General features: G+C 67.5%; 15 protein-coding genes. 6 read left to right on the top strand and 9 right to left on the bottom strand.

Translation table 11 applies throughout. From position 1 onward, the window contains the following. The first annotated feature begins 26 nt into the window (after positions 1–26). Together GJV26_RS26695 and pyk are read left to right on the top strand one after the other, a co-directional pair. A complete protein-coding gene (locus tag GJV26_RS26695; RefSeq protein ID WP_229419464.1) occupies positions 27–1,370 on the top strand; it encodes a glycerate kinase type-2 family protein in 1,344 nt (447 codons plus the stop codon). Positions 1,371–1,382: 12 nt separating this feature from the next. Further along, positions 1,383–2,801: a pyruvate kinase gene (gene pyk, locus GJV26_RS26690; RefSeq protein ID WP_155711638.1), complete on the top strand. Its 1,419-nt coding sequence runs from the start codon at positions 1,383–1,385 to the stop codon at positions 2,799–2,801. A 60-nt stretch (positions 2,802–2,861) separates the two neighbouring features. Here the strand turns inward: pyk and GJV26_RS26685 are convergent, their stop codons facing one another. The 5 genes from GJV26_RS26685 to GJV26_RS26665 all read right to left on the bottom strand — a co-directional run bounded on the left by GJV26_RS26685 (position 2,862) and on the right by GJV26_RS26665 (position 11,471). Beyond that, positions 2,862–4,709: a WG repeat-containing protein gene (locus GJV26_RS26685; protein WP_155711637.1), complete on the bottom strand. Its 1,848-nt coding sequence runs from the start codon at positions 4,707–4,709 to the stop codon at positions 2,862–2,864. A gap of 314 nt (positions 4,710–5,023) precedes the next feature. Then, complete coding sequence (locus GJV26_RS26680) at positions 5,024–7,276, bottom strand: TonB-dependent siderophore receptor (protein ID WP_216643170.1); 2,253 nt, start codon at positions 7,274–7,276, stop codon at positions 5,024–5,026. Between the two features lie 321 nt (positions 7,277–7,597). Then, entirely contained in the window at positions 7,598–8,938 is a 1,341-nt protein-coding gene (gene gudD, locus GJV26_RS26675) for a glucarate dehydratase (protein ID WP_173346285.1), read from the bottom strand. 21 nt (positions 8,939–8,959) lie between these two features. Beyond that, positions 8,960–10,318, bottom strand: a complete 1,359-nt coding sequence (locus GJV26_RS26670) for an MFS transporter (RefSeq protein WP_155711635.1) — start codon at positions 10,316–10,318, stop codon at positions 8,960–8,962. Between the two features lie 268 nt (positions 10,319–10,586). Then, positions 10,587–11,471 (bottom strand): LysR substrate-binding domain-containing protein, encoded by an 885-nt coding sequence (locus tag GJV26_RS26665; RefSeq protein WP_155711634.1) that lies wholly within the window; start codon positions 11,469–11,471, stop codon positions 10,587–10,589. Between the two features lie 123 nt (positions 11,472–11,594). On the opposite strand from GJV26_RS26665, the gene GJV26_RS26660 reads away from it, so the two are divergent. The 3 genes from GJV26_RS26660 to GJV26_RS26650 all read left to right on the top strand — a co-directional run bounded on the left by GJV26_RS26660 (position 11,595) and on the right by GJV26_RS26650 (position 15,446). After that, on the top strand, positions 11,595–12,473 hold the full coding sequence (locus GJV26_RS26660; RefSeq protein WP_173346284.1) for a CPBP family intramembrane glutamic endopeptidase: 879 nt from the start codon (positions 11,595–11,597) through the stop codon (positions 12,471–12,473). Positions 12,474–12,843: 370 nt separating this feature from the next. Further along, complete coding sequence (locus GJV26_RS26655) at positions 12,844–14,343, top strand: MFS transporter (RefSeq protein WP_155711632.1); 1,500 nt, start codon at positions 12,844–12,846, stop codon at positions 14,341–14,343. A 26-nt stretch (positions 14,344–14,369) separates the two neighbouring features. Next, on the top strand, positions 14,370–15,446 hold the full coding sequence (locus tag GJV26_RS26650; RefSeq protein WP_155711631.1) for a glycoside hydrolase family 43 protein: 1,077 nt from the start codon (positions 14,370–14,372) through the stop codon (positions 15,444–15,446). Between the two features lie 126 nt (positions 15,447–15,572). Here GJV26_RS26650 and GJV26_RS26645 read toward each other — a convergent pair whose 3' ends face one another. The 4 genes from GJV26_RS26645 to GJV26_RS26630 form a co-directional block, all read right to left on the bottom strand. After that, complete coding sequence (locus GJV26_RS26645) at positions 15,573–17,549, bottom strand: beta strand repeat-containing protein (protein WP_229419463.1); 1,977 nt, start codon at positions 17,547–17,549, stop codon at positions 15,573–15,575. Between the two features lie 107 nt (positions 17,550–17,656). After that, positions 17,657–19,240, bottom strand: coding sequence for a chemotaxis protein CheW (locus GJV26_RS26640; RefSeq protein ID WP_229419462.1), 1,584 nt, complete (start codon positions 19,238–19,240; stop codon positions 17,657–17,659). Positions 19,241–19,261: 21 nt separating this feature from the next. Beyond that, positions 19,262–20,962 (bottom strand): methyl-accepting chemotaxis protein, encoded by a 1,701-nt coding sequence (locus tag GJV26_RS26635; RefSeq protein WP_155711630.1) that lies wholly within the window; start codon positions 20,960–20,962, stop codon positions 19,262–19,264. Between the two features lie 246 nt (positions 20,963–21,208). Beyond that, the gene (locus tag GJV26_RS26630; protein ID WP_155711629.1) at positions 21,209–22,138 is read right to left on the bottom strand and encodes a LysR family transcriptional regulator; all 930 of its coding nucleotides are present in this window, start codon (positions 22,136–22,138) and stop codon (positions 21,209–21,211) included. A 112-nt stretch (positions 22,139–22,250) separates the two neighbouring features. On the opposite strand from GJV26_RS26630, the gene GJV26_RS26625 reads away from it, so the two are divergent. Further along, complete coding sequence (locus GJV26_RS26625; protein WP_155711628.1) at positions 22,251–22,994, top strand: SDR family oxidoreductase; 744 nt, start codon at positions 22,251–22,253, stop codon at positions 22,992–22,994. The last annotated feature ends 40 nt before the right edge of the window (positions 22,995–23,034 follow it).

Raw genomic sequence — 23,034 nt, 5'->3', positions numbered from 1 at the left:
CCATGAACATGCCCACGGATATGCCCATGCATAAGCCCATGCCTGCGAACCTGGACGATACCGAAGCGCGCGTGCTGCTGCGGCGCATGCTCGACGCGGCCATCGCCGCCTCCCAGCCGGCGCTGTGCATTCCGGCGGCGCTGCGCGAGGTGCAGGCAGCGACCGGAAACCCGGCAAGGGGCCGGCTGATCGTGATCGGCGCCGGCAAGGCGTCCGCCGAGATGGCCCGAGCCGTCGAGCGCAACTGGACCGGACCGCTGAGCGGGCTCGTCGTTACCCGCTACGGCTACGCGGCACCGTGCGAGCGGATCGAGATCGTCGAGGCAGCCCACCCGGTACCCGATGCCGCCGGCCACGCCGCGGCGCAACGAATGCTGGAACTGGTGCAGGGCCTGACCTGGGACGACACGGTGCTGTGCCTGGTCTCGGGCGGCGGCTCCTCGCTGCTGCCGTTGCCTTTGGACGGCATCACGCTGGAGGACAAGCAGCTCGTCAACGGCGCGCTGCTGAAATCGGGCGCGACGATCGGCGAAATGAACTGCGTGCGCCGGCATCTCTCCGGCATCAAGGGCGGCCGGCTGGGCGCGGCCTGCCACCCGGCCCGGGTGGTCACGCTGCTGATTTCGGACGTGCCGGGCGACGATCCCCGCGACATCGCCTCCGGTCCCACCGTGCCGGACGCGAGTACCTGCGGCGATGCGCTGGCGATCGTCCGCCGCTATGGCATCGAGCTGCCGGAACGCGTGCTCGATGTGCTGCGCAGCGGCCGTGGCGAATCCGTCAAGCCCGGCGACCCGCGGCTGGCCCGCTCGGCGGTGCGCATGATCGCCACGCCGCAGATGGCGCTGGAGGCTGCGGCCGGCGTGGCGCGCGATGCCGGCATCACGCCGTACATCCTGGGCGACAGCCTGGAAGGCGAAGCGCGCGACGTGGGCAAGGTGCTGGCAGGGATCGCGCTGCAGGTGGCACAGCGCGGGCAACCGTTCGCGGCGCCCTGCGTGCTGCTTTCCGGCGGCGAAACCACCGTCACCGTGCGCGGCAACGGCCGCGGCGGGCGCAACGTGGAATTCCTGCTGTCCTGCGCGCTGGCACTGCGGGGCCAGGCCGGCATTCACGGCCTGGCGGCCGACACCGATGGCGTCGATGGCCAGGAGGAAATCGCCGGGGCCCTGATCGGCCCGGATACGCTCGAACGCGCCTGGGCCGCCGGCCTGCGCCCGAACGACAGCCTCGACAACAACGACGGCCATGGCTTTTTCTCTGCCTTGGGCGACAGCGTCGTCACCGGCCCCACGCTCACCAATGTCAACGATTTCCGCGCGCTGCTGGTCCTGCCACAGGGTCCGGACCGTGCCAACCAAGCCAACTGATACGGAACCCCCATGCACCGCAAACGCAATGCCAAGATCGTCGCCACGCTCGGCCCGGCCAGTTCGGAACCGGATACCATCCGCGCGCTGTTCGACGCCGGCGCCGACGTGTTCCGCCTGAACTTCAGCCACGGCAGCCATGCCGACCACCGCCAGCGCTTCGAGACGATCCGCGCCATCGAAGGGGAAACGGGCCGGCCGATCGGCGTGCTGCTCGACCTGCAGGGACCGAAGCTGCGGCTGGGCACCTTCGCCGACGGCGGCGTCACGCTCGCCGCCGGCGATTCGTTCCGCCTCGACCTGGACCGCGACACCCCGGGCGACCGGCACCGCGCGCCGATGCCGCACCCGGAGATCTTCAGCGCGCTGGTGCCGGGCACGGACCTGCTGGTCGACGATGGCCGGGTGCGGCTGCGCGTCGAGACCTGCGGGCCGGCATTCGCCGAGACGCGCGTCGCCGTCGGCGGCCGCGTGTCGGACCGCAAGGGCGTCAACGTGCCGGGCGTGGTGCTGCCGCTGTCCGCGCTGACCGACAAGGACCGGCAAGACCTGGAATTCGGCCTGGCGATGGGCGTGGACTGGGTGGCGCTGTCGTTCGTGCAGCGGCCGGAAGACATCGTCGAGGTCAAGGACATCGTGCGCGGACGCGCCGGCATCGTCGCCAAGCTGGAAAAGCCGGCCGCCATCCACAGCCTGGAAGCGATCGTCGCCGAAAGCGACGCCGTGATGGTGGCCCGCGGCGACCTGGGCGTGGAGATGCCGCCGGAACAGGTGCCGGCGATCCAGAAACGCATCGTGCGCGCCTGCCGCAAGGCCGGCAGGCCGGTGATCGTGGCCACGCAGATGCTCGAATCGATGGTGACGGCGCCGGTACCGACGCGCGCCGAGGCCAGCGACGTGGCCACCGCGATCTACGACGGTGCCGATGCGGTGATGCTGTCGGCCGAATCGGCCTCCGGCCAGTACCCGCTGGACGCGGTGCGCATCATGAACTCGATCATCGCGCAGACCGAAGCCGATCCGTATTACCGCGAGGAGCTGGCGATCGCCGGCGGCGCCGCCGCCACGCTGGCATCGGACGGCATCGGCATCGCCGTGCGCAGCGTGACCGAAGCGCTGCGCATCGCCGCCGTCGTCGCCTACACGTGCTCGGGGTACTCGGCGCTGCGGATGGCCCGCGAACGGCCGCGCGCGCCGATCATCGGCATGACGCCGCATGCCGGCACGGCCCGGCGGCTGGCACTGGCATGGGGGGTGCATCCGGTGCAGTGCCCCGAGGTGGCCGACGTGGCGGAAATGAGCGACCAGGCCTGCGCCATGGCGCGGCGCGAGGAAGCGGCACAATCCGGCGACACGATCGTCATCTCGGCCGGCATGCCGTTCGGCACGCCGGGTACGACGAACCTGCTGCGGATCGCGCAGGTGCCTTGAACCGGTGCGCGATGCGCCGGCTCATTCCCGGTCATCGGCTCGCCACCGGCAGGAATTCACTCATCTCCCCGGTGTAGGGCAAGGCACCGGCAACGCCTCCAATGCCCGTTGCAGGGTGGCGCTGCCCGGTGCGCAGTGCAGCCAGACGTGGCACCAGAACGTGCCGTCGCCGGTATGCAGCGACGCGCGCAGCCCCAGCCACAGGCGTTCCGCTTCTTCACCGATCGCCCAGGCTGAAGTGCCGTCCTCCGCCGGCCTGCCGGCATAATCTGGATTCTGCGACGCCGCACCGAATTCGCGGGTCAGCACCGCCAGCATTTCCGCGTGAACCCGCTCCATCGCCTGGCAACGTTGATCGACCAGGAACTCGTAACGAAACCAGGTGGACTCGTCGCCGAAAGCGCGGAACACCCGCCGGGAAGTTCGTACCTGCGCGGCCGGGCCGGGCGGGTCGCCGTCGAAGTCCTCCCGGTTCGACGCCTCGTCGTCTTCATCGGGCCACCCGTCGGGCGCGTTCGCATCGTCGCCGGTGCGGGCGGGAACCGGCTCCCCGGCAGCCAGGGCCGCCAGCTTGCACCGGGTTTCTGCCAGCAATGACCTGGCAAGTCCGGCGATCTGAGCGCAGTCTTGCAGGCCTTCCAGCAGTTCATTTGGCCGTGGATCGAAGAACGGCGCGATACGCGCCGCCGTACAGGGCTCGCCGGCCCAGAGTGCGCAACCCTGCGCGTCACGCAGGACGACCCTTTCCAGCGTGGCGTCCGTCTCACGTTCCAGGCGGTAAACGACGGTGCCGTTCCTGTCGAGCAGCGCCACGTTCCCGTCCTGCGTCGCGAAGGCCGCGAGCGCGGTTCCCGGTTCGGGCAGCACGATGTCGCGTTCGCTGTCCGTCAGCGGTTCCAGCACGCCGTCCGGCACGGGGTGGAACCGGCCGTCGGCACGCAGTATGCCCCACGGCTCGTCGAAGGCGCGGGGATCGCCTTCGCGCCCGATGCGCGCACGGGCCACCGTGAAACCGTCGCTCGTGAAGTCCGCCCCCCAGGCCAGGGGGATCGAGGTGGCGAGTGCGCCCTGCACGCCGGCATACCTGTGGCATCCGACCCTCGCCAGCCCGGCTTCCATGCAGTCGGCGAGATCTTCCTGGAAAGGGATGACTTCACGGCCGGCACTGTCAAGGTAGCCGCCGGGCACGCCCCGGTGCCAGGCGAGCGGACGACAGTAGGCATAGCCTTCTGCGTTGAACTGCCCGATCAGTCCATAGGTGGGCGGCACGGCCCACTGGCCGCTCGCATCGATCAGGCCGAACCGTTCCTCATCGACCGACGCCGGCGCCAGTGCGAAATCGGCGAACGCCGCCGCGCGGCGAAACCGGGGTGCGATCGCCCAGTTTCCGGCCCGGTCGATGAAGCCGAATTTTCCGAGCCGCGTGGCCCTGGCAAGCGCCAGCCCGACGTTGCCGAACTCGCCGGCCTGTACGAAGGTGCCGTCGAAGGCCGGTTCGCCCTTCGGGTCGATGTAACGCCATTGCGCGCCGTCCTTCACCGCGGCCAGGCCGTGGCGGAATACTGCGGCGTCGTCGAATCGCGGCGCGATGGCCACCGCGCCGCGCAGGTCGCGGTAGCCCCACCGGTCATCGGCCCGGAACCGTGCCAGACCGTCCTCAGTGAAGCTGCGTGCGTCCTGCAACGTCGGTGCGACCACCCATTCGCCCTCGCCGCTGATATAGCCAAAGCCCGACTCCGAGCGGGCGGCGGCGATCCAGCCGCCATGCAGGTCATCGACGAAAGCGCCCATCAGGTCCAGCAGCGCCGGATGGGGAACATGCACAAGGTCGCCGCGCACCAGCAGAAGCGGCCTGGCCCCGGGCGTTGGATGGAGGTGGTTGCGGATCAGGATCGGCGGTATGCTCATGCCGCATCTTACCCGTTCGCCGTAACGGCCGGTGGCGCCGCGGCCCCACCATGCCCGCCTGCCAGCGGACCGCCGACAGGCGCGTGCATCATCGGGAACAGCCAAAAAAAAAGCCGGCGCGAGGCCGGCGAATTCCAATTCTCTGGGAGAGCTGGAGGAGACAGGTGCATCATCTCATCCACTCCGGTATTGCGCCACTTTATTTCCCGCATACCATCCATCAGGTTTGTGAATGATGGTCCGGCCGGATCGCATGCGATCGGTGACGGCAGCGGTCAGAAGCGAACGATCGGAAGCGAGGATCGAAGACTGGATCAGAATTGATACTTCGCCGTCAGCTGGAACCTGCGCGGGTCGCCGTAGGTATCGGTCGAGCCCCATGCGACGTCATAGCCGATGCCGCGATAGTAGGTCTTGTCGAACACGTTGCCGACATTGAGCTGCAGGTCCAGCCGGCTGCTGACCCGGTACGTGGCCATCAGGTCCAGCAACGCATAGGCCTTCTGTTCGTTGCGCGAGAACGTGTCGCCGACCGGCACGTCCTGGTAAACGGTGCCCTGGCGGTAGACACTGCCGCCGACGCGCCACTGCGCATACTCGCCAGGCAAGCGGTACTGCGTGCTCACCTTGATCAGGCTCCTGGGTACGTCGGTCGAGAACGGCCGGCCGGCATTGGCCGCATCGCTGTCGCGCACGTACTTCGTGCTGGCGTAGGTATAGCCGGCGCCGACATCCCACGACGGCGTGAGGCTGCCCTGCAGTTCGAGATCGATGCCCTTGCTGCGCACCAGGCCGGAAGCTTCGGAGCACGCGGTCGCCGGGAAGGTCGCGCAGCCGCCTTGGTCGGCCAGCAGCCTGGCGCGGTTGGCCTGGTCCACCCGGAACAGCGCGGCGCTGGCGTTCAGCGCGCCGTTGAAGTACTCGCCCTTGATGCCGGCTTCGTAGTTCCTGCCCTTCACCGGCGCCAGGATATTGCCGCGGACATCGGTGGCGGTTTGCGGCTGGAACACATCGGTGAAGCTGGCGTACAGCGCGTGCCGCGGGTCCATGTCATAGATCGCGCCGGCGTAGCGCGTGACGTTGCGCGACACCTTGTAGCTGCCGCTGCCGGAGCGGTTCTCGTATTCATACCAGTCCAGCCGGCCGCCCAGGATCACCTTGACCTGCTCCGCCACGTCCAGGCGCGTCATCGCATTGACGCCCCGCTCCGTGGTTACCGTGGTGGTGATGCCCGTCCTGGCGGGCCGCGGTGCCGGAATGCCCGATGGATTCCAGGTCCACAGGTCGATATTGCTGCCGAGGGTTCCCAGGGCGGCGTAATTCTGCCGGTCGGTCGCGGTCGAGCGCCGGCTCACGCCCACGGCCACCTCATGCCGGCGGCCGAGCAGCGCCAGCGGCCCGCTGACGAACGCGTCCAGCCCGGCGTGGTCTTCCTCGTAGTCGGCACGATACCCGGTGTGCCGGAGCTCCCGGGCAGCGCCGCGCTGCAGGTAGGTGCCGAAGAACGTTGCGTCCTGCCGCGACCTCGTCGCGGCCAGGCGCAGCATCCAGCCGCCGCCGAAGCGATGTTCGAGGTCGGCGAACACGGTGGCCAGCTCCTGGTCCTTGCGCTCCCATTCGTTGCTCGGCATGGTGGAACGCGGCAGGTTCATGTGCGTGCCGTCCGCCGCCAGCGGCAAGCCGCCCCAGAAGCTGTTGGTGTAGTCGTCCTGGTACGACACCCCGGCGAACAGCGTGGTGCGCGCGCCCAGGTCGGCCTCCAGCGCGCCGTACAGCATCCCGTGGTAAAACTTTTCGTCGGTGCGGAAGGTGCCGCCGTTCTGGTAGGAGGCCACCACCCGGCCGCGCAGGCGGCCGCTTTCGTCGAGCCGGCCGGACGCGTCGATCTCGCCACGATAATCGTCCCAGCTCGCGGCGCCGGCCGTCAGCGTCACACGCGGATCGCGGGTCGGGCGCTTGCGCACCATGTTGATCGCCGCCGACGGGTTGCCGCTGCCCGATACGAGGCCGGTGGCGCCACGCACCACTTCCACCCTGTCGAACATGGCCAGGTTGGCCTGCGTGCCGATGCCCCACCCCTGGTAGTGCGTCGGCAGGCCGTCGTACATGATCTTGTCGATATCGAAGCCGCGCGAGCGGAATGTCTGGCGCCCGGGGCCGTCCGCACTGCTCAGGTAGAGGCCGGGCGTGTAGCGGACGATGTCGGTCACGCTCGTCATGGCCTGGTCTTCGATGCGCTGGTGCGTGACGACGGTGGTCGACTGCGGCGTTTCGCGCGCGGTCAGGCCCAGGCGCGTTGCGGTGCGCATCGCGCCGGTGGTATAGGAACCGGTGTCCTCGGTGGCGGCATCGCGCCTGCCTTCGACCGTTACGGCGATCATGGTGGTTTCGGCCGCTGCGGCAACAGTGGACTGCGCATCGGCGGCTTGCGTGCCGGCGCTTCGGGCAACCGCATGTTGCATATGACCCAGCGGCGCGGCCAGCACGGCGGAGGCCAGGGCCAGGCGAATGGCCCGGTGCAATGGATGCGGGTCAGGATGGCGGATCGATGAAACGGTACGGCTCACGGTGATCACTCCAGAAAGCGTGCATGGGCACGACGTGGCTGGCAATGAACACCGGTATGGGTCTGGCTGGCTGGGGATGGGGGATATTGAGAATGCTTCTCATTATCGAACTGGCTAGACTTCCTGTCAACCATGACGCCATGGCTCGCAGCGCACAAAAAAAATGCCGGCTCGAGGCCGGCAAATTCCAATTCTCTGGGAGAGCTGGAGGAGACAGGTGCATCATCTCATCCACGCAACCATTGCGCTACTTTATTTCCCGCATGACCCCCATCAGCTTCATGAATGACAGGCAGCCATGCGGGACGGCCATTCTTACCGTCAGCGGACCAGGCACGGCTTCTTGTTGTCGAACTGCCAGTTCGGCACCAGGAACTGCATCGCGGCGGCGTCGTCGCGCGCGCCCAGGCCCATGTTCCTGTAGGCCTGGTGCGCCTTGTCCAGTTCCGCCGGATCGAGCTCGATGCCCAGGCCCGGCTTTTGCGGAATGCGGATGAAGCCGCCTTCGATCTTCAGCGGGTCCTTCGTCAGGCGCTGGCCGTCCTGCCAGATCCAGTGCGTGTCGATCGCCGTCACCTTGCCCGGCGCGGCGGCGCCCACGTGCGTGAACATCGCCAGCGAGATGTCGAAGTGGTTATTCGAATGCGAACCCCACGTGAGGCCGAACATCTGGCACAGCTGCGCCACGCGCACCGAACCCTGCATGGTCCAGAAGTGCGGGTCGGCCAGCGGAATGTCCACCGATTGCAGCTGGATCGAATGGGCCATCTGGCGCCAGTCGGTGGCGATCATGTTGGTCGCCGTCGGCAGGCCGGTGGCGCGGCGGAACTCGGCCATCACTTCGCGGCCGGAGAAGCCGTTCTCGGCGCCGCACGGGTCTTCCGCATACGCCAGGATGCCGTGCTTGTCGCGGCATACGCGGATCGCTTCCTGCAGCGACCAGGCGCCGTTCGGATCGAGCGTCACGCGCGCTTCGGGGAACCGTTCGTGCAGCGCGACGATCGCTTCCATTTCCGCGTCGGCGCTGAGCACGCCGCCCTTGAGCTTGAAGTCGTTGAAGCCGTAGCGCTCGCGCGTGGCCTCGGCCAGGCGCACCACGCTTTCCGGTGTCAGCGCTTCTTCGTTCCGCAGGCGGAACCACGCGTCGCCCGCGTCGGGTTCGGCGCGGTAGTCCAGCGTGGTCCTGTTGCGGTCGCCGATGTAGAACAGGTAGCCCAGCATCTCGACCTTGTCGCGCTGCTGGCCTTCGCCCAGCAGGGCCGCCACCGGCACGTTCATGAACTGGCCCAGCAGGTCGAGCAGCGCCGATTCCACCGCCGTCACCGCATGGATCGTGATGCGCAGGTCGAAGGTCTGCAGGCCGCGGCCGGCGGAATCGCGTTCCGCGAACGTGGCGCGCATCGTGTTCAGGACGTTGTTGTATTCGCCCAGGCTCTTGCCGATTACCAGCTGGCGGGCGTCTTCCAGCGTCTGCCGGATCTTTTCGCCGCCGGGCACTTCGCCCAGGCCAGTGTTGCCGGCACTGTCGGTGATGATCACGATGTTCCGCGTGAACCACGGGCCATGGGCGCCGGAGAGGTTCATCAGCATGCTGTCCTGCCCCGCGACCGGGACGATGCGCATGTCGGTGACGACGGGTGCGCCGGAGACGTTGGTTTTCATTGCGTTTTCCATTGATTGTATTTATTTGACCAGGGACTTCGTCAGCACGACACGCTTGATGTCGCCCACGATGAACAGGTAGCAGAACACGGCCACCGCGGCGTTGGCGCCGACATAGACCAGCGCGCCGGCGAACGAACCGGTGTTCTGCACGATGTAGCCGATGACGATCGGCGTGGTGATGCCGGCGGTATTGCCGAAGGTGTTGAACAGCGCGCCGGACAGGCCGCCCGCTTCCTTCGGCGACGTGTCCGACACGACGGCCCAGCCCAGCGCGCCGACGCCCTTGCCGAAGAAGGCCAGCGACATCATCGCCACCACCAGCATGTCGGTCTCGATGTAGTTACAGCCGATCATGCTCATCGACAGCAGCATGCCGATCACGATCGGCACCTTGCGCGAGATGGACAGCGAATAGCCGGCCTTGCTGAGGCGATCCGACAGCCAGCCGCCGGCGATGCCGCCGAGGAAACCGGCGATGGCCGGCAGCGAGGCCACGAAGCCCGCCTTCAGGATCGTCATGCCGCGCTCCTGCACCAGGTACACGGGGAACCAGGTCAGGAAGAAATACGTCAGCGTGGTGATGCAGTACTGCGCCACGTACACGCCCAGCAGCATGCGGTTCGACAGCAGTTCCTTGATGCAGGCGAACACGTCGACCTTGCTCGGTTCCGTGCCGTGCCGGGTGCTTTCCAGGTCGACGAGCGCGCCGCCTTCCTTGATGTACTGCAGTTCCGCCGCGTTGATGGACGGGTGCTGGCGCGGGCCGTGGATCACTTTCAGCCACACGAACGCGATCAGGATGCCGAGGCCGCCCATCACGTAGAACACGCTGTGCCAGTCATAGGTGTGCACCAGCCAGCCCATGATCGGCGCGAACAGCACGGTGGCGAAATATTGCGCCGAGTTGAACACGGCGGCCGCCAGGCCCCGCTCGTGCGTGGGAAACCACGACGAGGCGATGCGGCTGTTGCCGGGGAACGAGGGCGCCTCGGCCGCACCGACCAGCAGCCGCAGCGCGAACAGCAGCGCCACCGCGGCGCCACCGGTGAAGAAGCCGATCGCGCCCGTCAGCATCGTGAACAGCGACCACAGGAAGATGCTGAAGAAATACGTGATGCGGGAACCGAACCGGTCGAGCAGCCAGCCGCCCGGCAACTGGGCCAGCACGTACGACCAGGCAAACGCCGAAAACACGAAACCCATCTGCACGGAAGACAGGCCGAGGTCCGCCTTCAGCGCGGGCCCGGCGATCGAGATTGTCGCGCGGTCGGCATAGTTGATGGTGGTAACGGCGAACAGCATCGCCAGGATGGTCCAGCGGGTGCGGGTGCGGGTCGCGGCCGAGGTGGCCGCATGGATCGGTGGTGCGTGCTGCATGGGGGTCTCCTGTCTGGTCTTGTACGTGCAGGGAATCATATGCTTCCCTTCGGGTGGCAACAAACCAATAAGTGACGCCATGCATTCAATAATTGAATTACTGCTGATCAAGAGGCGTCGTCGCGCACAGGGCTTTCTGTAATCCCAACAAGGAGTTAGCCCACGGGTCAGCAGCCTGATCAATACGCCACGCGCATTGTTGCGGCCTGAACCCGGCAGATTGGCGCACAAGCCGTGAGCGACGGACAGGTGTGCCGGCAGGCAGCCGTCAAGGGGTGCGGAAGGTGGGCAGGACGTCGCGCATGAACAGTGCGAGCACCGGATTGTCATTGTCGCGGCGGCTGGTGCACACCATCTCGACCGGCTCGGTCGCCATCCTGCGCGTCACGATGCCGTCGAACTGCAGCCGCGACGCGCCTTCGGCGATCAGCGCGGCGCCGATGCCAGCGCGCACCAGCGCCAGCATCGTGTGCACCTGGCCGATGTGCTCGACGATATCGGGCACCACGCCGGCCCGCTCGAAACGCTCGCTGAGCATCTGGTGGAAGGGCCGCGCCTCGTAGGGCGAGTACATGACGAACGGCTTGCCGTGCAGGCATTCCAGCCCCGGTTCCAGCGGCCACTGGCCGGCCTCGTTCGCCGGAATCGCCAGCATCAGCGCTTCGCGGGCGATCAGCGTGCTTTGCAGTTCCGCATTGAGTGGATGCGGCCGCATCAGGCCCAGGTCCAGCTGGCCGGAATTCAGGGCTTCCACCTGCGCCGTGCTGACCAGTTCTTTCAAGGTCAGCGAGATGCCGGGCGAACGGTCGCGCAGGCGGCGCACCACTTCCGGCAGCAGGCTGTAGCCGGATGCGGACGTGAATCCGATCGCCAGTGTGCCCTGCTCGCCCTTGGCCGCGCGGCGCGCGGTGAACGCGGCCTCCTCGGCCAAGCGCAGGATGCGCGCCGCTTCGGGGAAGAACGCCCGGCCGGCCGCCGTGAGTCGCACGACGCGGCTGCTCCGCTCGAGCAGCTGGACGCCGACATGGTGCTCGAGCAGGCGGATCTGCCGGCTCAGCGGCGGCTGCGTCATGTTCAGGCGCTCCGCCGCGCGGCTGAAGTGCAATTCCTCCGCCACGGCGACAAAGCAGCGGAGCTGGCTGATCTCGAACATCGGTGTGGTTCCTCGCTATCGAGCCGCCATTCTACGGCAGCCGCTGCCCTTGCAAGCCTGTCTATAATGACGGGTTCGCCAATGTTTCCATCCCGGCTGCCCCCTCAACCATCGGTTCCGACCATGAATTCACTTCCGCCCTCTTTCTGGCCGCTGGCCGCCACGTGGCTGCTTGCCGTATTGTCGCTGTGGGTGCCACCGCTCGGGCGCGTTCCCGCCTGGACGGCCGGCCTGGCGATCGCCGTCGCCACCGCCGTGTGGCACGGCGCGATGCAGCCGGCCGGCGTGCTTGCCGTGCTGGTGCTGGCGCTTCTCTGCGCCGGCTGGCGTCGCGCCACGCACAGCGTGGCGAAAGGCCTGCTGCTGACGGCGGTCGTACTGCTGTCGCTGGGGCTCGCAATGCACGTGGTACCGGGGTTCGCCAACCCGCTGCTGCTGGACAAGCTGCAGGTCAGCGCCGGCGCCGCCGCCGTGTCGCTGTACCTGAACCTCGACAAGACTGCGGTCGGCATCGTGCTGTGCGCGACGTTCGCCGCCCCGGCGCGCAATTGCGCGGCATGGCGCTCCGCCGCCGCGGCATGGCCGGTGATCGTGCTGACGCCGGTGATCGTGCTGCTGGCCGGGTATGGGGCCGGCGTGATCGCCATCGACCCGAAGTGGTTCGCCGGCTGGTTCCACTACGCGCCGCTGTTCCTGCTGACGAACCTGTTCACGACCTGCCTGGCGGAAGAAGCGTTCTTCCGCGCGCTGGTCCAGGGCCAACTGACCGAGGCACTGTCGAAGCGGCAGGACGGCCCCCGCATCGCGCTGGCCGCGGCGGCTGTGCTGTTCGGCGTGGCCCACGCGCATGGCGGCGCGGCGCTGATCGTGCTCGCCACGTTCGCCGGCTTCGGCTATGGCCTGGCCTACCAGCGCACCGGCCGGATCGAGGCGGCGATCGCCACGCACTTCGCGCTCAATGCGGTGCACTTCCTGATGTTCACCTATCCGGCGCTGCGCTGACGACCTTGCGGCATCGCGCCGTGAATATCCGGGCAAAAAAAATGCCGGCTCGGGGCCGGCGAATTCCAATTCTCTGGGAGAGTTGGAGGAGACAGGAGCATCATCCCACGTGCATCACCCGTCCGCCACTTTATTTCCCCAATGACACAGATAAGGTTTGTGAATAACTGTTGAGCGTCCTGCCCCACTTCAGGGGTAGCGCAACCAGAAAAATTCCAAACGGCCTGACAAATCGGCTAACATACCTGAATGGTTGCGCTATTCATTTGCCATCGTGCAGGTGTTAGAACACGCAGAAGCACCTGGAGCGAAACTGCGGGAACCGCGGGAAATGGCGCGACCGCTCCTCATAACGATAAAGCGAGACATCATGACCAACACGCAACAGCCCGGGCTGGCACCGGGCGCTACCAGCCGCCTGGGGGTGACGGAGAAGATCGGCTACTGCCTGGGCGACCTGGCGGCGAACCTGATCTTCCAGACCCTGCTGACCTTCATCGCCTTCTTCTATACCGACGTGTTCAAGGTGTCGCCCAATGCGGCGGCGACGATCATCTTCGCCGGCGGCCTCGTGGGTGCCTGCTTCAACCCGTTGATGGGCCTGATCGCCGACCGGACCGTGACCCGCTGGGGCAAGTTCCGCCCGTGGATCCTGTGGACATCGGTGCCGTTCGGCCTGATCGCGATCCTCGCGTTCAGCACGCCCGACCTGGGTCCGGACGGCAAGATCATCTACGCGTCGCTGACCTATGTGCTGCTGATGCTGGTGTACTCGGCCAACAACCTGCCCTATTCCGCGTTGTCGGGCGTGCTGACCGGCAGCATGAGCGAGCGCAACAGCCTGTCGGCCTACCGCTTCGTGGCCGTGATGGTGGCGCAGTTCATCATCCAGGTGCTGCTGCTGCCGCTGGTGCTGATCCTGGGCGACGGCGACAAGGTGGCCGGCTTCCGCAACACGATGATCATCTTCGCCATCGCCGGCACGATCTGCTTCCTGATCACCTTCTTCACCACGCGCGAGCGCATCGTGCCCACCGCGGCGCAACGCTCCAGCATCGGCCAGGACATCGCCGACCTGCTGCGCAACCGCCCGTGGATGGTGATGCTGGCGGTGACGATCCTCGTGTTCGTCACGCTGGCGCTGAAGGGCGGCATGTACATCTATTACTTCCGCAGCTACCTGTCCGCGCCGCACCTGGCGGCCTTCCTGCAGGACGTGGGCTTCAACGGCTTCATCGCCGGCCTGAACGCCGTGCTGGCGGGCGTGGGCCTGACCGCGTTCCAGTGGCCGGAGGATGCGCCCACGTCCGCCTTCAGCGTGTTCAACGCGATCGGTATCGTGATGATGATCATCGGCATCGGCTTCTCGCGGCCGCTGGCCGACCGCTTCGGCAAGCGTGTAGTGTTCGGCATCGCGCTGTTCATTTCCACGCTGTTCATGCTGGCGTTCTACTTCTACGCGCCCACGTCGATCGGCATCGTGTTCCTGTCGCAGCTGCTGCACGGCTTCTTCTACGGCATCACGATTCCGCTGCTGTGGGCGATGATCGCCGACGTGGCCGACTATTCCGAATGGAAGAACAACCGCCGCGCCACCGCGCTGCTGTTTTCCGCGATGATCTTCGGCCTGAAGGCCGGCCTGTCGATCGGCGGCGCGATGGTGGCGGCGCTGCTGTCGGTGGTCGGTTACGACGCCACGCTGGCCACGCAGGCGCCCGCCGTGGCGGACGGCATCCGCCTGTCGGTCAGCCTGTATGCGGCGATCCCGTTCCTGCTCGCCGTCGGCAGCCTGGGCTTCTATGAAATCAGGAAGTCGACCGAGCGCACGATCGAACAGGAACTGGGCCTGCGCCGCGCCGCCCAGCAATGATCCAACCAAACAAACAGAGCAATCACATGGCAGCCAATCAGCAAGACGATCAGCAGGATGATCAGCAGAATACGCAGGACACCGGGGCACGGGTAGCGGAACTCAAGGCACGCGCACTGTCGCAGCCGCTCGTCACGCACCTGTACACGGCCGATCCGTCGGCCCACGTGTTCGACGGCCGCATCTACATCTATCCATCGCACGACATCGAAGCCGGCATCCCGTTCAACGACAACGGCGACCACTTCGCGATGGAGGATTACCACGTGTTCTCGATGGACCGTCCGGACGGCGAAGTGACCGACCACGGCGTGGCGCTGCACGTGAAGGATGTGCCGTGGGCGGCGCGCCAGATGTGGGCGCCGGACGTGGCCCGCAAGGATGGCCGATACTACCTGTACTTCCCCGCCAAGCGGGCCGACGGCATCTTCCAGATCGGCGTGGCGACGTCAGGCAGCCCGACCGGGCCGTTCGCGCCGGAAGCGGCGCCGATCGAAGGCAGTTATTCGATCGACCCGGCCGTGTTCGAGGACGGCGGCGAACACTACATCTATTTCGGCGGCATCTGGGGCGGCCAGCTGCAGAAGTACCGCGATAATGCGTACGACGCCTCCCATGAGGAACCGGCCGATGACGAACCGGCGCTGCCCCCCCGCGTCGCCCGCCTGTCGGCCGACATGAAGGCGTTCGCCGAGGCGCCGCGGGCCGTCGTGATCCTCGACGAGCACGGCAACGAACTGCTGGCGGGCGACCATGACCGCCGCTACTTCGAAGGGCCGTGGATGCACAAGTACCGCGGCAAGTATTACTTCTCCTATTCCACCGGCGACACGCACTTCCTGTGCTACGCCACGGCCGACAACCCCTACGGGCCGTTCACCTACCAGGGCAGGATCCTGACCCCGGTGATCGGCTGGACCACCCATCATTCGATCGTCGAAGTCGATGGCCGCTGGTTCCTGTTCTACCACGACAGCAGCCTGTCCGAAGGCGTCACGCACCTGCGTTCGGTAAAGGTCGCCGAGCTGCACTATGACGGGGACGGCCGGATCGTCACGCTGTATCCGTACGGCGAGGAAAACCAGGACGTGGATATTTCCTAGGCGCGCTGGTGTCGGACACCGGTCTCTCGGTGTCGGACACCGGTCTTCGCCAACATATTCGTTGGGGTTTGCACCGGAACCCGGTGTCCGACACCCGCAGGGTGTCCGACACCAGCGGCCCTTCAATTAACGGGACGCCCCTGCAACACCCTTGCGCCGCCGGGCCGCGGCGGCCAGAATACCCAGCCCGCCGACCAGCATGCCGATGCCGGCCGGTTCCGGCACCGCGCTGACATTGGTGTAAGTGCCGTCGAAGCTGTACGTGACGGCCAGGCTGTCGATCGTGGTCGCGCCCATCAGTTGCAGGAATGCGGCATTGCCCGCGTAGTCGCCGAGGAAGCGCAGCGTATAGCCGGCGCCGTCATGCGCCAGCGCCAGCGATTCGCCGGCCGCGATCGCGCCCAGCCCGTTGAAGGTCAGCACGGTATCGCCGAGCACGATGAACGAGCCGTCGGCCAGCGCCAGGCTGGCGAAGGTCTGCGACGCGGCGGCCGTCAGGTCCAGCGTGCCGCCGCTGAGCAGCAGCGCGCTGCCGGCGGCGACGACGTCGGCACCGGCCAGCGCCAGTGTGCCGCTGCGTACTTCCACGCCGGCGAAGTTGACGATCGACCCCGCATACGAAAACGCCTTGCCGGCACCGGCATCGACCACCAGCGTGTTGGTTCCCAGGCCGCCGTCGATGCTGCCCAGCACGGCGGCGCCACCGCCCTGGACCACCAGCGTATCGTTGCCGCTGCCGAAGCGGATCGCCTTGCCGCTGCTGCTGCCGTCGATGGTGCCGGCGTTCGTGATGAATGCGTTGTCGGCATTCGTCACGATCGCCGCGGTGGACAGGCCGCCGCCGCGGATGGTGCCGCCGGCCCGGTTGTCGATGGCAACCGTGAAGCCGCTTGCCGCGCCGGTGACGGCGATGGCCGAATCGCTCTGCCCGCGGATCACGCCGCCGGCCCCGTTGACGATCGACGCATTGCCGTACAGGCCCTCGCGCGTGCCGGCCAGCGGGCCGGTTGCGATGTCGTTGCCGGCCAGCGTGATGCCGCGGCCCACCGCGCCCCCATTGCCGGCGGCGACCAGCCCTTCGATCGTGCCGCTGTTGACGATCGAACCGCCGCCGACCGAGATGCCTTCGCTGAACGCGAGGCCGCCTGCTTCCACGGCATTCACCGAGCGAACGACGCCCGTATTGGTGAGGTGGACCAGGCCGTCGATGTCGATGCCGTCGCCGTCGCCCGTCACGCCGTTGCCGGCAATGAGGCCGCCGTTGGCGATCGTCACGAGCTGTTTGCCGTTGAAGCCGTCGACGTTGATGCCGGAACCGTCGTTGCCGCGGATGACGCCGCCGGCCAGGTTCGTCAGGTCCAGCGTCGACGTGGCGGCGGCGTTCTTTTGCCCGAATGTGATGCCGTGGCGGGCGGCGTCCACCAGGCCGGTCGCCGTGTTCGTCACGCGCAGGCCGGAATTTTCCTGGCCGTCGATGCCGTCGCTGCTGCTGCCGGTGGCCGTCACCGAGCGGATCGTGCCGGCGTTGAACACCACGCCGTTCGCGCCCGGCCGCACCGCGTCGGCTTCGTTCGCCAGCAACAGGCCGCCGGCATGATTGTTCACCGTGTTCGCGCCGGTCACCGCATTGAAGTCCACCGCCTGGGCGCCGCCGCCGCTGCCGTTCAGCGACACCAGCGAGCCGTAGTTGTTCAGCGTGACGGACGATGCCGGCACGTTCATCTGGATCACGTCCGCATCCGCGGTGCGGATCAGGGCGGCGGCATTCGTGGCACTGCCGTTGTTGATGACGAAGCCGCTGGCGGCGTTGGCGCGGATCGCGCGGCCGCTGCCGGTCTGCGCGATCGTGCCCTGGTTGTTCAGCGTGGCATTGTCGCCGGTGACGGCCACCGCCACGGCGGACCCGCCCACGGTCAGCGCGGCGCCGGCCGCCACGGTGCCGGTCTGCCCGTTGCCGAGCGACTGCGCCGTGGTGCTGCCGGTGGCGATATTGAACGACGCGGCATTGGCCAGCGCCGGGCCGGCCAGCGCGACGGCCAGCACCAGCATGTTGAATCGCAGGCCGGTGCGGCGGCACAGGAACGGGGAAGTTGGCAGGGACATCGGCGGGGCTCCGGGAAAAGTCGGGTTATCGGAATAACCAGCGACGTTAAACCAGATTTGTGACGGCGGCATGACCTCCGCCCGGGCAGCCCGGCCAGGCAGCAGGGTCACGCCGCCAGCACGGCCTCCAGCTTGCCGAAGAACACTTCGCGATCGAACAGGCTCTTCACGGTGCCGTCGGCCAGTTCCAGCACTTCGCTGACATCGGCGCGCATGTCGACGATGCCGCCGCCCGCACGCAGCAGCCTCGGCGACGGGCGCCTCGCGCTGGCCGGCAGGTTGACGATGCTGTCCACCCGGTCGACGATCACGCCGTAGCGTTCGTCGCCCCGCTCCAGCACGAGGATGCGGCAATCGCTCCGGTCGTCCAGCGGCGGCATGTCGTACAGCTTGCGCAGGTCGATGACCGAGATCATCTGCTGGCGCAGGTTCAGCATGCCGTGCACGCAATCGGGCGTGCCGGGCGGGCGTGTCATGCCATCCGCGCAAGGGATGATCTCGCGCACCTGCGCGATGTCCGTCGCCCACGGGCTGCCCAGCGCGAACGCGAGGTAGACCTGCTTGCGCGTGGCGGCGGCGTTGGCGCCCCGTCCCGTTTCGGCCGTTGCTTCATCCTGGTGGATGCGGCGATGGCCCGCGCACACCTCGGCCAGCTCGGCGTCGCTGAGCACGTTGGCGTGGTCGAGGAACAGCGTGTCCGGACCGTCCTGGCGCGGCAGGCAGCCGCGGAACATCGCGCCGCGCCGGGTGCCCATCAGGGGGATCGGCAGCACGTCGCCGTCGAAGTACGGGATGATCGTGTCCACCGAGTCGACCAGGAAACCGAGCAACTCCTCGCCGACGCGGGCGATCAGGACGCGGCGATCCGCCCCGGCCGCATCGGCGGCCGCGCACCCCACCAGCGCGGCGAAGTCGACGACGCCGACCGCGCGGCCGCGGAAGTTGATCCAGCCCTTGCACAATGGCCCCGTCATCACCGACGTGCGCAGTTCCGGCACCGGGATGATTTCCTGCACCGCCGCCATCGTGAACGCGAACGACGTGCCGCCGGCGGAAAAGCACAGGCACTTGCGCGCCTCGGCGTAGCGCAGGAAGCGTGCGCGCTCGGCGGCCTTCGTGGCGGCGGACAACGAGCGCACCTGCGGCACGTTGTCGATGCGCACCAGCGCCTCCGGCACCAGCACCTGCAGCAGGCGTGCCCCATCCCCCAGCATGATCGTGCCGCCGACGACCGATGGCCGCCCGGCGCCGTAGCTGACGGTGCTGCGCTGTTCCGGGCGCACCCGCAGCACTTCGCCAGTGGCGTCGAACACAAGGCCGACCAGCACGTCATCGTGATCGAGGATCGCGATCTTCTGCCGGGCATCGGCGCCCGGGGCGGCCGGATCGAAGATGCGCGCCAGGTTGACGACCGGGATCGCGGTGCCGCGCAGCGTGAAGATGCCTTCCAGGCACGGTGGCGACAGCGGCATGCGCGTGACCCGTTCCGGGTACGACACCACTTCGCGGATCGCCAGCGCCGGCAGCGCGAATTCCTCGCCGCCCAGCAGGAAGGAGCCGAACAGTTCCAGGCCGGCCGCGCCGGCCAGGGCCTTTGCCGCGGCCGCGCGCGCAGCCTCCATCGCCGCGGCGGCGGCCTGCGCGGCCGGGTCCGGCGGCACGCCGGCCGCCGTCAATTCGGGCATCTGCATGATCGTCTCCGTCGCGCCGGCTTAAACCGAGAAACCGGAAACGGTCTGGTTCAGGTCCGCCGCAGTGCGGTTCAGGTCGTCGGTCTGCACCGCGATGCTGTCGCAGGAGCCGGCCGACTTTTCCGATTCCTCGGCGATGTGGGCGATCGCCACCGCCACTTCGCGCGTGGTAATGGACTGTTCGGTGACCGAGGCCGAGATGTCGCCGATCGCCAGCGAGGTATTCTCCACGCCGGCGACGATGCGGTCGAACGCGTCGCTGGCCTGGCGCGAGATCTCGCTGCCCTGTGCCACGCGCTTGACCGATTCCGTGATCAGCTTCGAGATTTCCTTGGTCGCCTGCGACGAGCGCTCGGCCAGCTTGCGCACCTCGTCGGCCACGACCGAGAAGCCCAGGCCGTGCTCGCCGGCGCGCGCCGCCTCGATGGCCGCGTTGAACGCCAGCATGTTGGTCTGGCTGGCGATCTCGCCGATGACCTTGACGATCTCGCTGATGTCTTCCGACGACTGGTTGATCAGCGCCATTGCCTCGATCGACCGCGCCACCGCCCTGGCGCCCGTCTCCGCCGCTTCCTTCGTGCCCTGCGCCAGGGTGTTCGCTTCTTCCGCGCCACGGGCGATCGTGGTGATCGACGCGGTCAGGCCGTCGACCGACGCGTTCATTTCCTCCACCGTAGCGCCCAGCGCCTGGGCGCCGCCGGCGACGATGCTCGAGCGCTCGGCGATCGCGCCGGCAGACGACGACAGGCGCGCCACTTCCGAGACCACGTGGCCGATCACGCCGCGCAGGTCGCCGATCATCTTGCCGACGCCGGCGCCGAGCTGGTCGATGGGCTCGCCGCCCGGCATGTCGATGACACCGGTGAGGTCGCCTCGCGCGGCGCGTTCCACGTGTTCGAGCAGCAGCGCCACCTTGCGGCGGTCGTCCTCGTTCCTGCGCTCGACCTCCGCCTCCAGCGCGACCTGCACGCTGATGTCGGCGGCGAACTTGACAACCTTGTACGGCTTGCCGTCCAGGTCGAAGATGGGGGTGTACGTCGCCTGGATCCACACCGGGCGGCCGTCGGCGCCGATGCGCTTGTAGCGGCCGGCGTCGAACTCGCCGCGGTTGAGCTTTTGCCAGAACTTGCGGTATTCCAGGCTGCCGGCGTACTCGTCGTCGCAGAACACGCGGTGATGTTCGCCCTTCACATCCTCGAGCTGGTAGCCCATCACGGCCAGGAAGTTGTCGTTGGCGGCCAGCAGCATGCCGTGCATGTCGAATTCGACGACCGCCTGCGACTTCGCGATCGCATTGACGAGGCCGGCGTGTTCGTTGGCGCGTACCTTGTGGTCCGTGATGTCGCAGGCGAACTTGATGACCTTGTACGGTTTGCCTTCGTCATCGAGGATCGGGTTGTACGACGCCTCGATCCATACGTCGCGCCCGCCTTTGCCGATGCGGCGGTACTGTGCGCGCTCGAATTCGCCGCGGCGCAGCTTGGCCCAGAACATTTCGTAGTCGGCGGAGCGGACGTAGCCGGGATCGCAGAACATCGAATGATGGCGGCCCGCCACCTCGGCCAGCGTATAGCCCAGCGTATCGAGGAAATTATCGTTCGCGTGGATGATCGTGCCATCCAGGTTGAATTCGATGATGGCCTGCACCCGGTTCAGGGCACTGCTCACGGCCTGGAAATCCTCCTCGGCGGCGGTGGTGGCGGAAGCGGCTCGGATGGTCATTGCTGGTCCTCGTGTCGGTTGGTGAGATCCACCAGGCGGCGGACGAACGCGACACTGAAAGGGTCGGCAAGGGGATTATCCCGCCGCAATTGCCCCGCGTAAAGTTTCTTGAGCTAGGGCTTTTAACAATGTGTAGCGTGCAAGTTACATTCGGGCTGTAACTGACCGGTCATGTGCAAAGATTCTCTCCAATAGTCACAAAACGTCCTGGACAGGTATGTGCGGCCTGCCAAGCTTGCCGCGCTGTCAAACCGTCGCGAACCGCTGCCGCACTCCGCCGGTGCGAAATTCGTCGACGATGAAATCGACGAAGACGCGCACCCTGGCCGGTACCAGCTTGCGGCTCGAATAATAGATCGACAGCGGGCGGGTTTCGCCGTGCCAGCCGGACAGCACGCGCACCAGCTCGCCGCTATCGAGCAACGGCAACGCGTGCGGCAGCGGCAGCAGCGCGATGCCCATGCCGCAGGCGGCGGCGCGGGCCATCGCGTCCGGATCGTCGAGCACCGCGACGGCCCGCACGGTGACCACGACCTCTTCGCCGGCGCCGTTGCGCAGCCGCCAGGGCAGCAACCGGCCCGATGCCAGCGAGCGGCGCAGCACCCCGCCGTGCCGGGCCAGGTCGTCCGGCGTCGCGGGTGCCGGATGATCGCGCAGGTAGGCCGGCGCCGCGGCCAGCACCATGCCCACCTGCGCCAGCTCGCGCGCGACCAGCCCTTCGGTCAGCTCGATGCCGCCGCCGATCGCCGCGTCGAATCCTTCGGCGACCACGTCGACACCCCGGTTGTCGAAATACAGGTCGGGCACCACGGCCGGATAGCGCCGCACGAACCGCTCCACCAGGGGCACCACGTACCGGTGGCCCACCGCGTAGGCCAGCGACACCTTCAGCGTGCCGGCCGGCTTGCCGGCGCCCTCGCGCAGCTCGGTCAGCGCGTCGCCGATCTCGCTCCACGGCAGGCGCACCTGGCCATACAGGCGCGCGCCGTCGGTCGTCAGCGCGAGGCTGCGCGTACTGCGCCGGAACAGCCGCACGCCGAGCCTCGCCTCCAGGCGGGCCACGCTCTTGCTGACAGCGGCCGGCGTCACGCCGAGGCGCCGCGCGGCGGCGGAAAAGCTGTGTTCATCGGCGGCGGCGATGAAGGCATCGAGGTAGCTGCTCAGTTCAGTGTCCATCGACACATCTTATACCGCCGGTTGAAACTGAACCACCGATTCACGTACTACCGCGATCGAATCAGGGTAGCCATACTGTGTTCATCGACATCCCACCCTGAAAGGAAACACCATGAACACGACTCTGAACGGCAAGGTTGCATTTATTAACGGCGGCTCGCGCGGCATCGGCGCGGCCACGGCGCGGCGGCTGGCGCGCGATGGCGCGACCGTCGCCATCGGCTATGGCGCCTCCGCCGCCGCGGCCGAGGCGCTGGCGGCGGAAATCGAAGCCGCCGGCGGTACCGCGCTGGCGATCCGCGCGGACGCGGCGGACGCCGCCGCGCTGACACGGGCGATCGATACGGTGGCCGACCGTTTCGGGCGCCTCGACATCCTCGTCAACAACGCCGGCGTGCTGCGGCTGGCCAACGTGGCCGAATTCACACTGGAGGATTTCGATGCGACGGTGGCGGTGAATGTCCGCTCGGTGTTCGTGGCCGCCAAGGCGGCAGCCGCCCACATGAAGGAAGGGGGCCGGATCATCAACGTGAGCAGCACCAACGCGCTGCGCATGCCGTTCGCGGGCGGCGCGGTGTACGCGATGAGCAAATCGGCGCTGACCGGCCTGGCCAAGGGCCTGGCGCGCGACCTGGGGCCGCGCGGCATCACCGTCAACAATGTGCAGCCGGGCCCCGTCGATACCGAGATGAACCCGGCCGAAGGGGAATTCGCCGACCTGATGCACGGCCTGATGGCCTTGCCGCGCCACGGCCGCCCCGACGAGGTGGCCGCGATGATCGCCTACCTGGCCGGCCCGGAAAGCGCGTTCGTGACCGGGGCCGACCTGCTGATCGACGGGGGCTTTGCAGCGTAAGTTGCCACATGCGCCCTCCGCCAGGCACGCCGCAGGGAGC

It is taken from the genome of Pseudoduganella dura, from assembly GCF_009727155.1.
Taxonomy (GTDB): Bacteria; Pseudomonadota; Gammaproteobacteria; order Burkholderiales; family Burkholderiaceae_D; genus Rugamonas; species Rugamonas dura.
This window is presented reverse-complemented; position numbering and strand designations above follow the sequence as displayed.

Coding starts and splice junctions, on each gene's coding strand:
- gudD (WP_173346285.1), bottom strand. CDS start 8,938: ATGAAAACCAACGTCTCCGGCGCACCCGTCGTCACCGACATGCGCATC.
- GJV26_RS26635 (WP_155711630.1), bottom strand. CDS start 20,962: ATGACCATCCGAGCCGCTTCCGCCACCACCGCCGCCGAGGAGGATTTC.
- GJV26_RS26630 (WP_155711629.1), bottom strand. CDS start 22,138: ATGGACACTGAACTGAGCAGCTACCTCGATGCCTTCATCGCCGCCGCC.
- GJV26_RS26695 (WP_229419464.1), top strand. CDS start 27: ATGCATAAGCCCATGCCTGCGAACCTGGACGATACCGAAGCGCGCGTG.
- GJV26_RS26640 (WP_229419462.1), bottom strand. CDS start 19,240: ATGCAGATGCCCGAATTGACGGCGGCCGGCGTGCCGCCGGACCCGGCC.
- GJV26_RS26685 (WP_155711637.1), bottom strand. CDS start 4,709: ATGAGCATACCGCCGATCCTGATCCGCAACCACCTCCATCCAACGCCC.
- GJV26_RS26645 (WP_229419463.1), bottom strand. CDS start 17,549: ATGTCCCTGCCAACTTCCCCGTTCCTGTGCCGCCGCACCGGCCTGCGA.
- GJV26_RS26660 (WP_173346284.1), top strand. CDS start 11,595: ATGAATTCACTTCCGCCCTCTTTCTGGCCGCTGGCCGCCACGTGGCTG.
- GJV26_RS26670 (WP_155711635.1), bottom strand. CDS start 10,318: ATGCAGCACGCACCACCGATCCATGCGGCCACCTCGGCCGCGACCCGC.
- GJV26_RS26625 (WP_155711628.1), top strand. CDS start 22,251: ATGAACACGACTCTGAACGGCAAGGTTGCATTTATTAACGGCGGCTCG.
- GJV26_RS26655 (WP_155711632.1), top strand. CDS start 12,844: ATGACCAACACGCAACAGCCCGGGCTGGCACCGGGCGCTACCAGCCGC.
- GJV26_RS26650 (WP_155711631.1), top strand. CDS start 14,370: ATGGCAGCCAATCAGCAAGACGATCAGCAGGATGATCAGCAGAATACG.
- GJV26_RS26665 (WP_155711634.1), bottom strand. CDS start 11,471: ATGTTCGAGATCAGCCAGCTCCGCTGCTTTGTCGCCGTGGCGGAGGAA.
- pyk (WP_155711638.1), top strand. CDS start 1,383: ATGCACCGCAAACGCAATGCCAAGATCGTCGCCACGCTCGGCCCGGCC.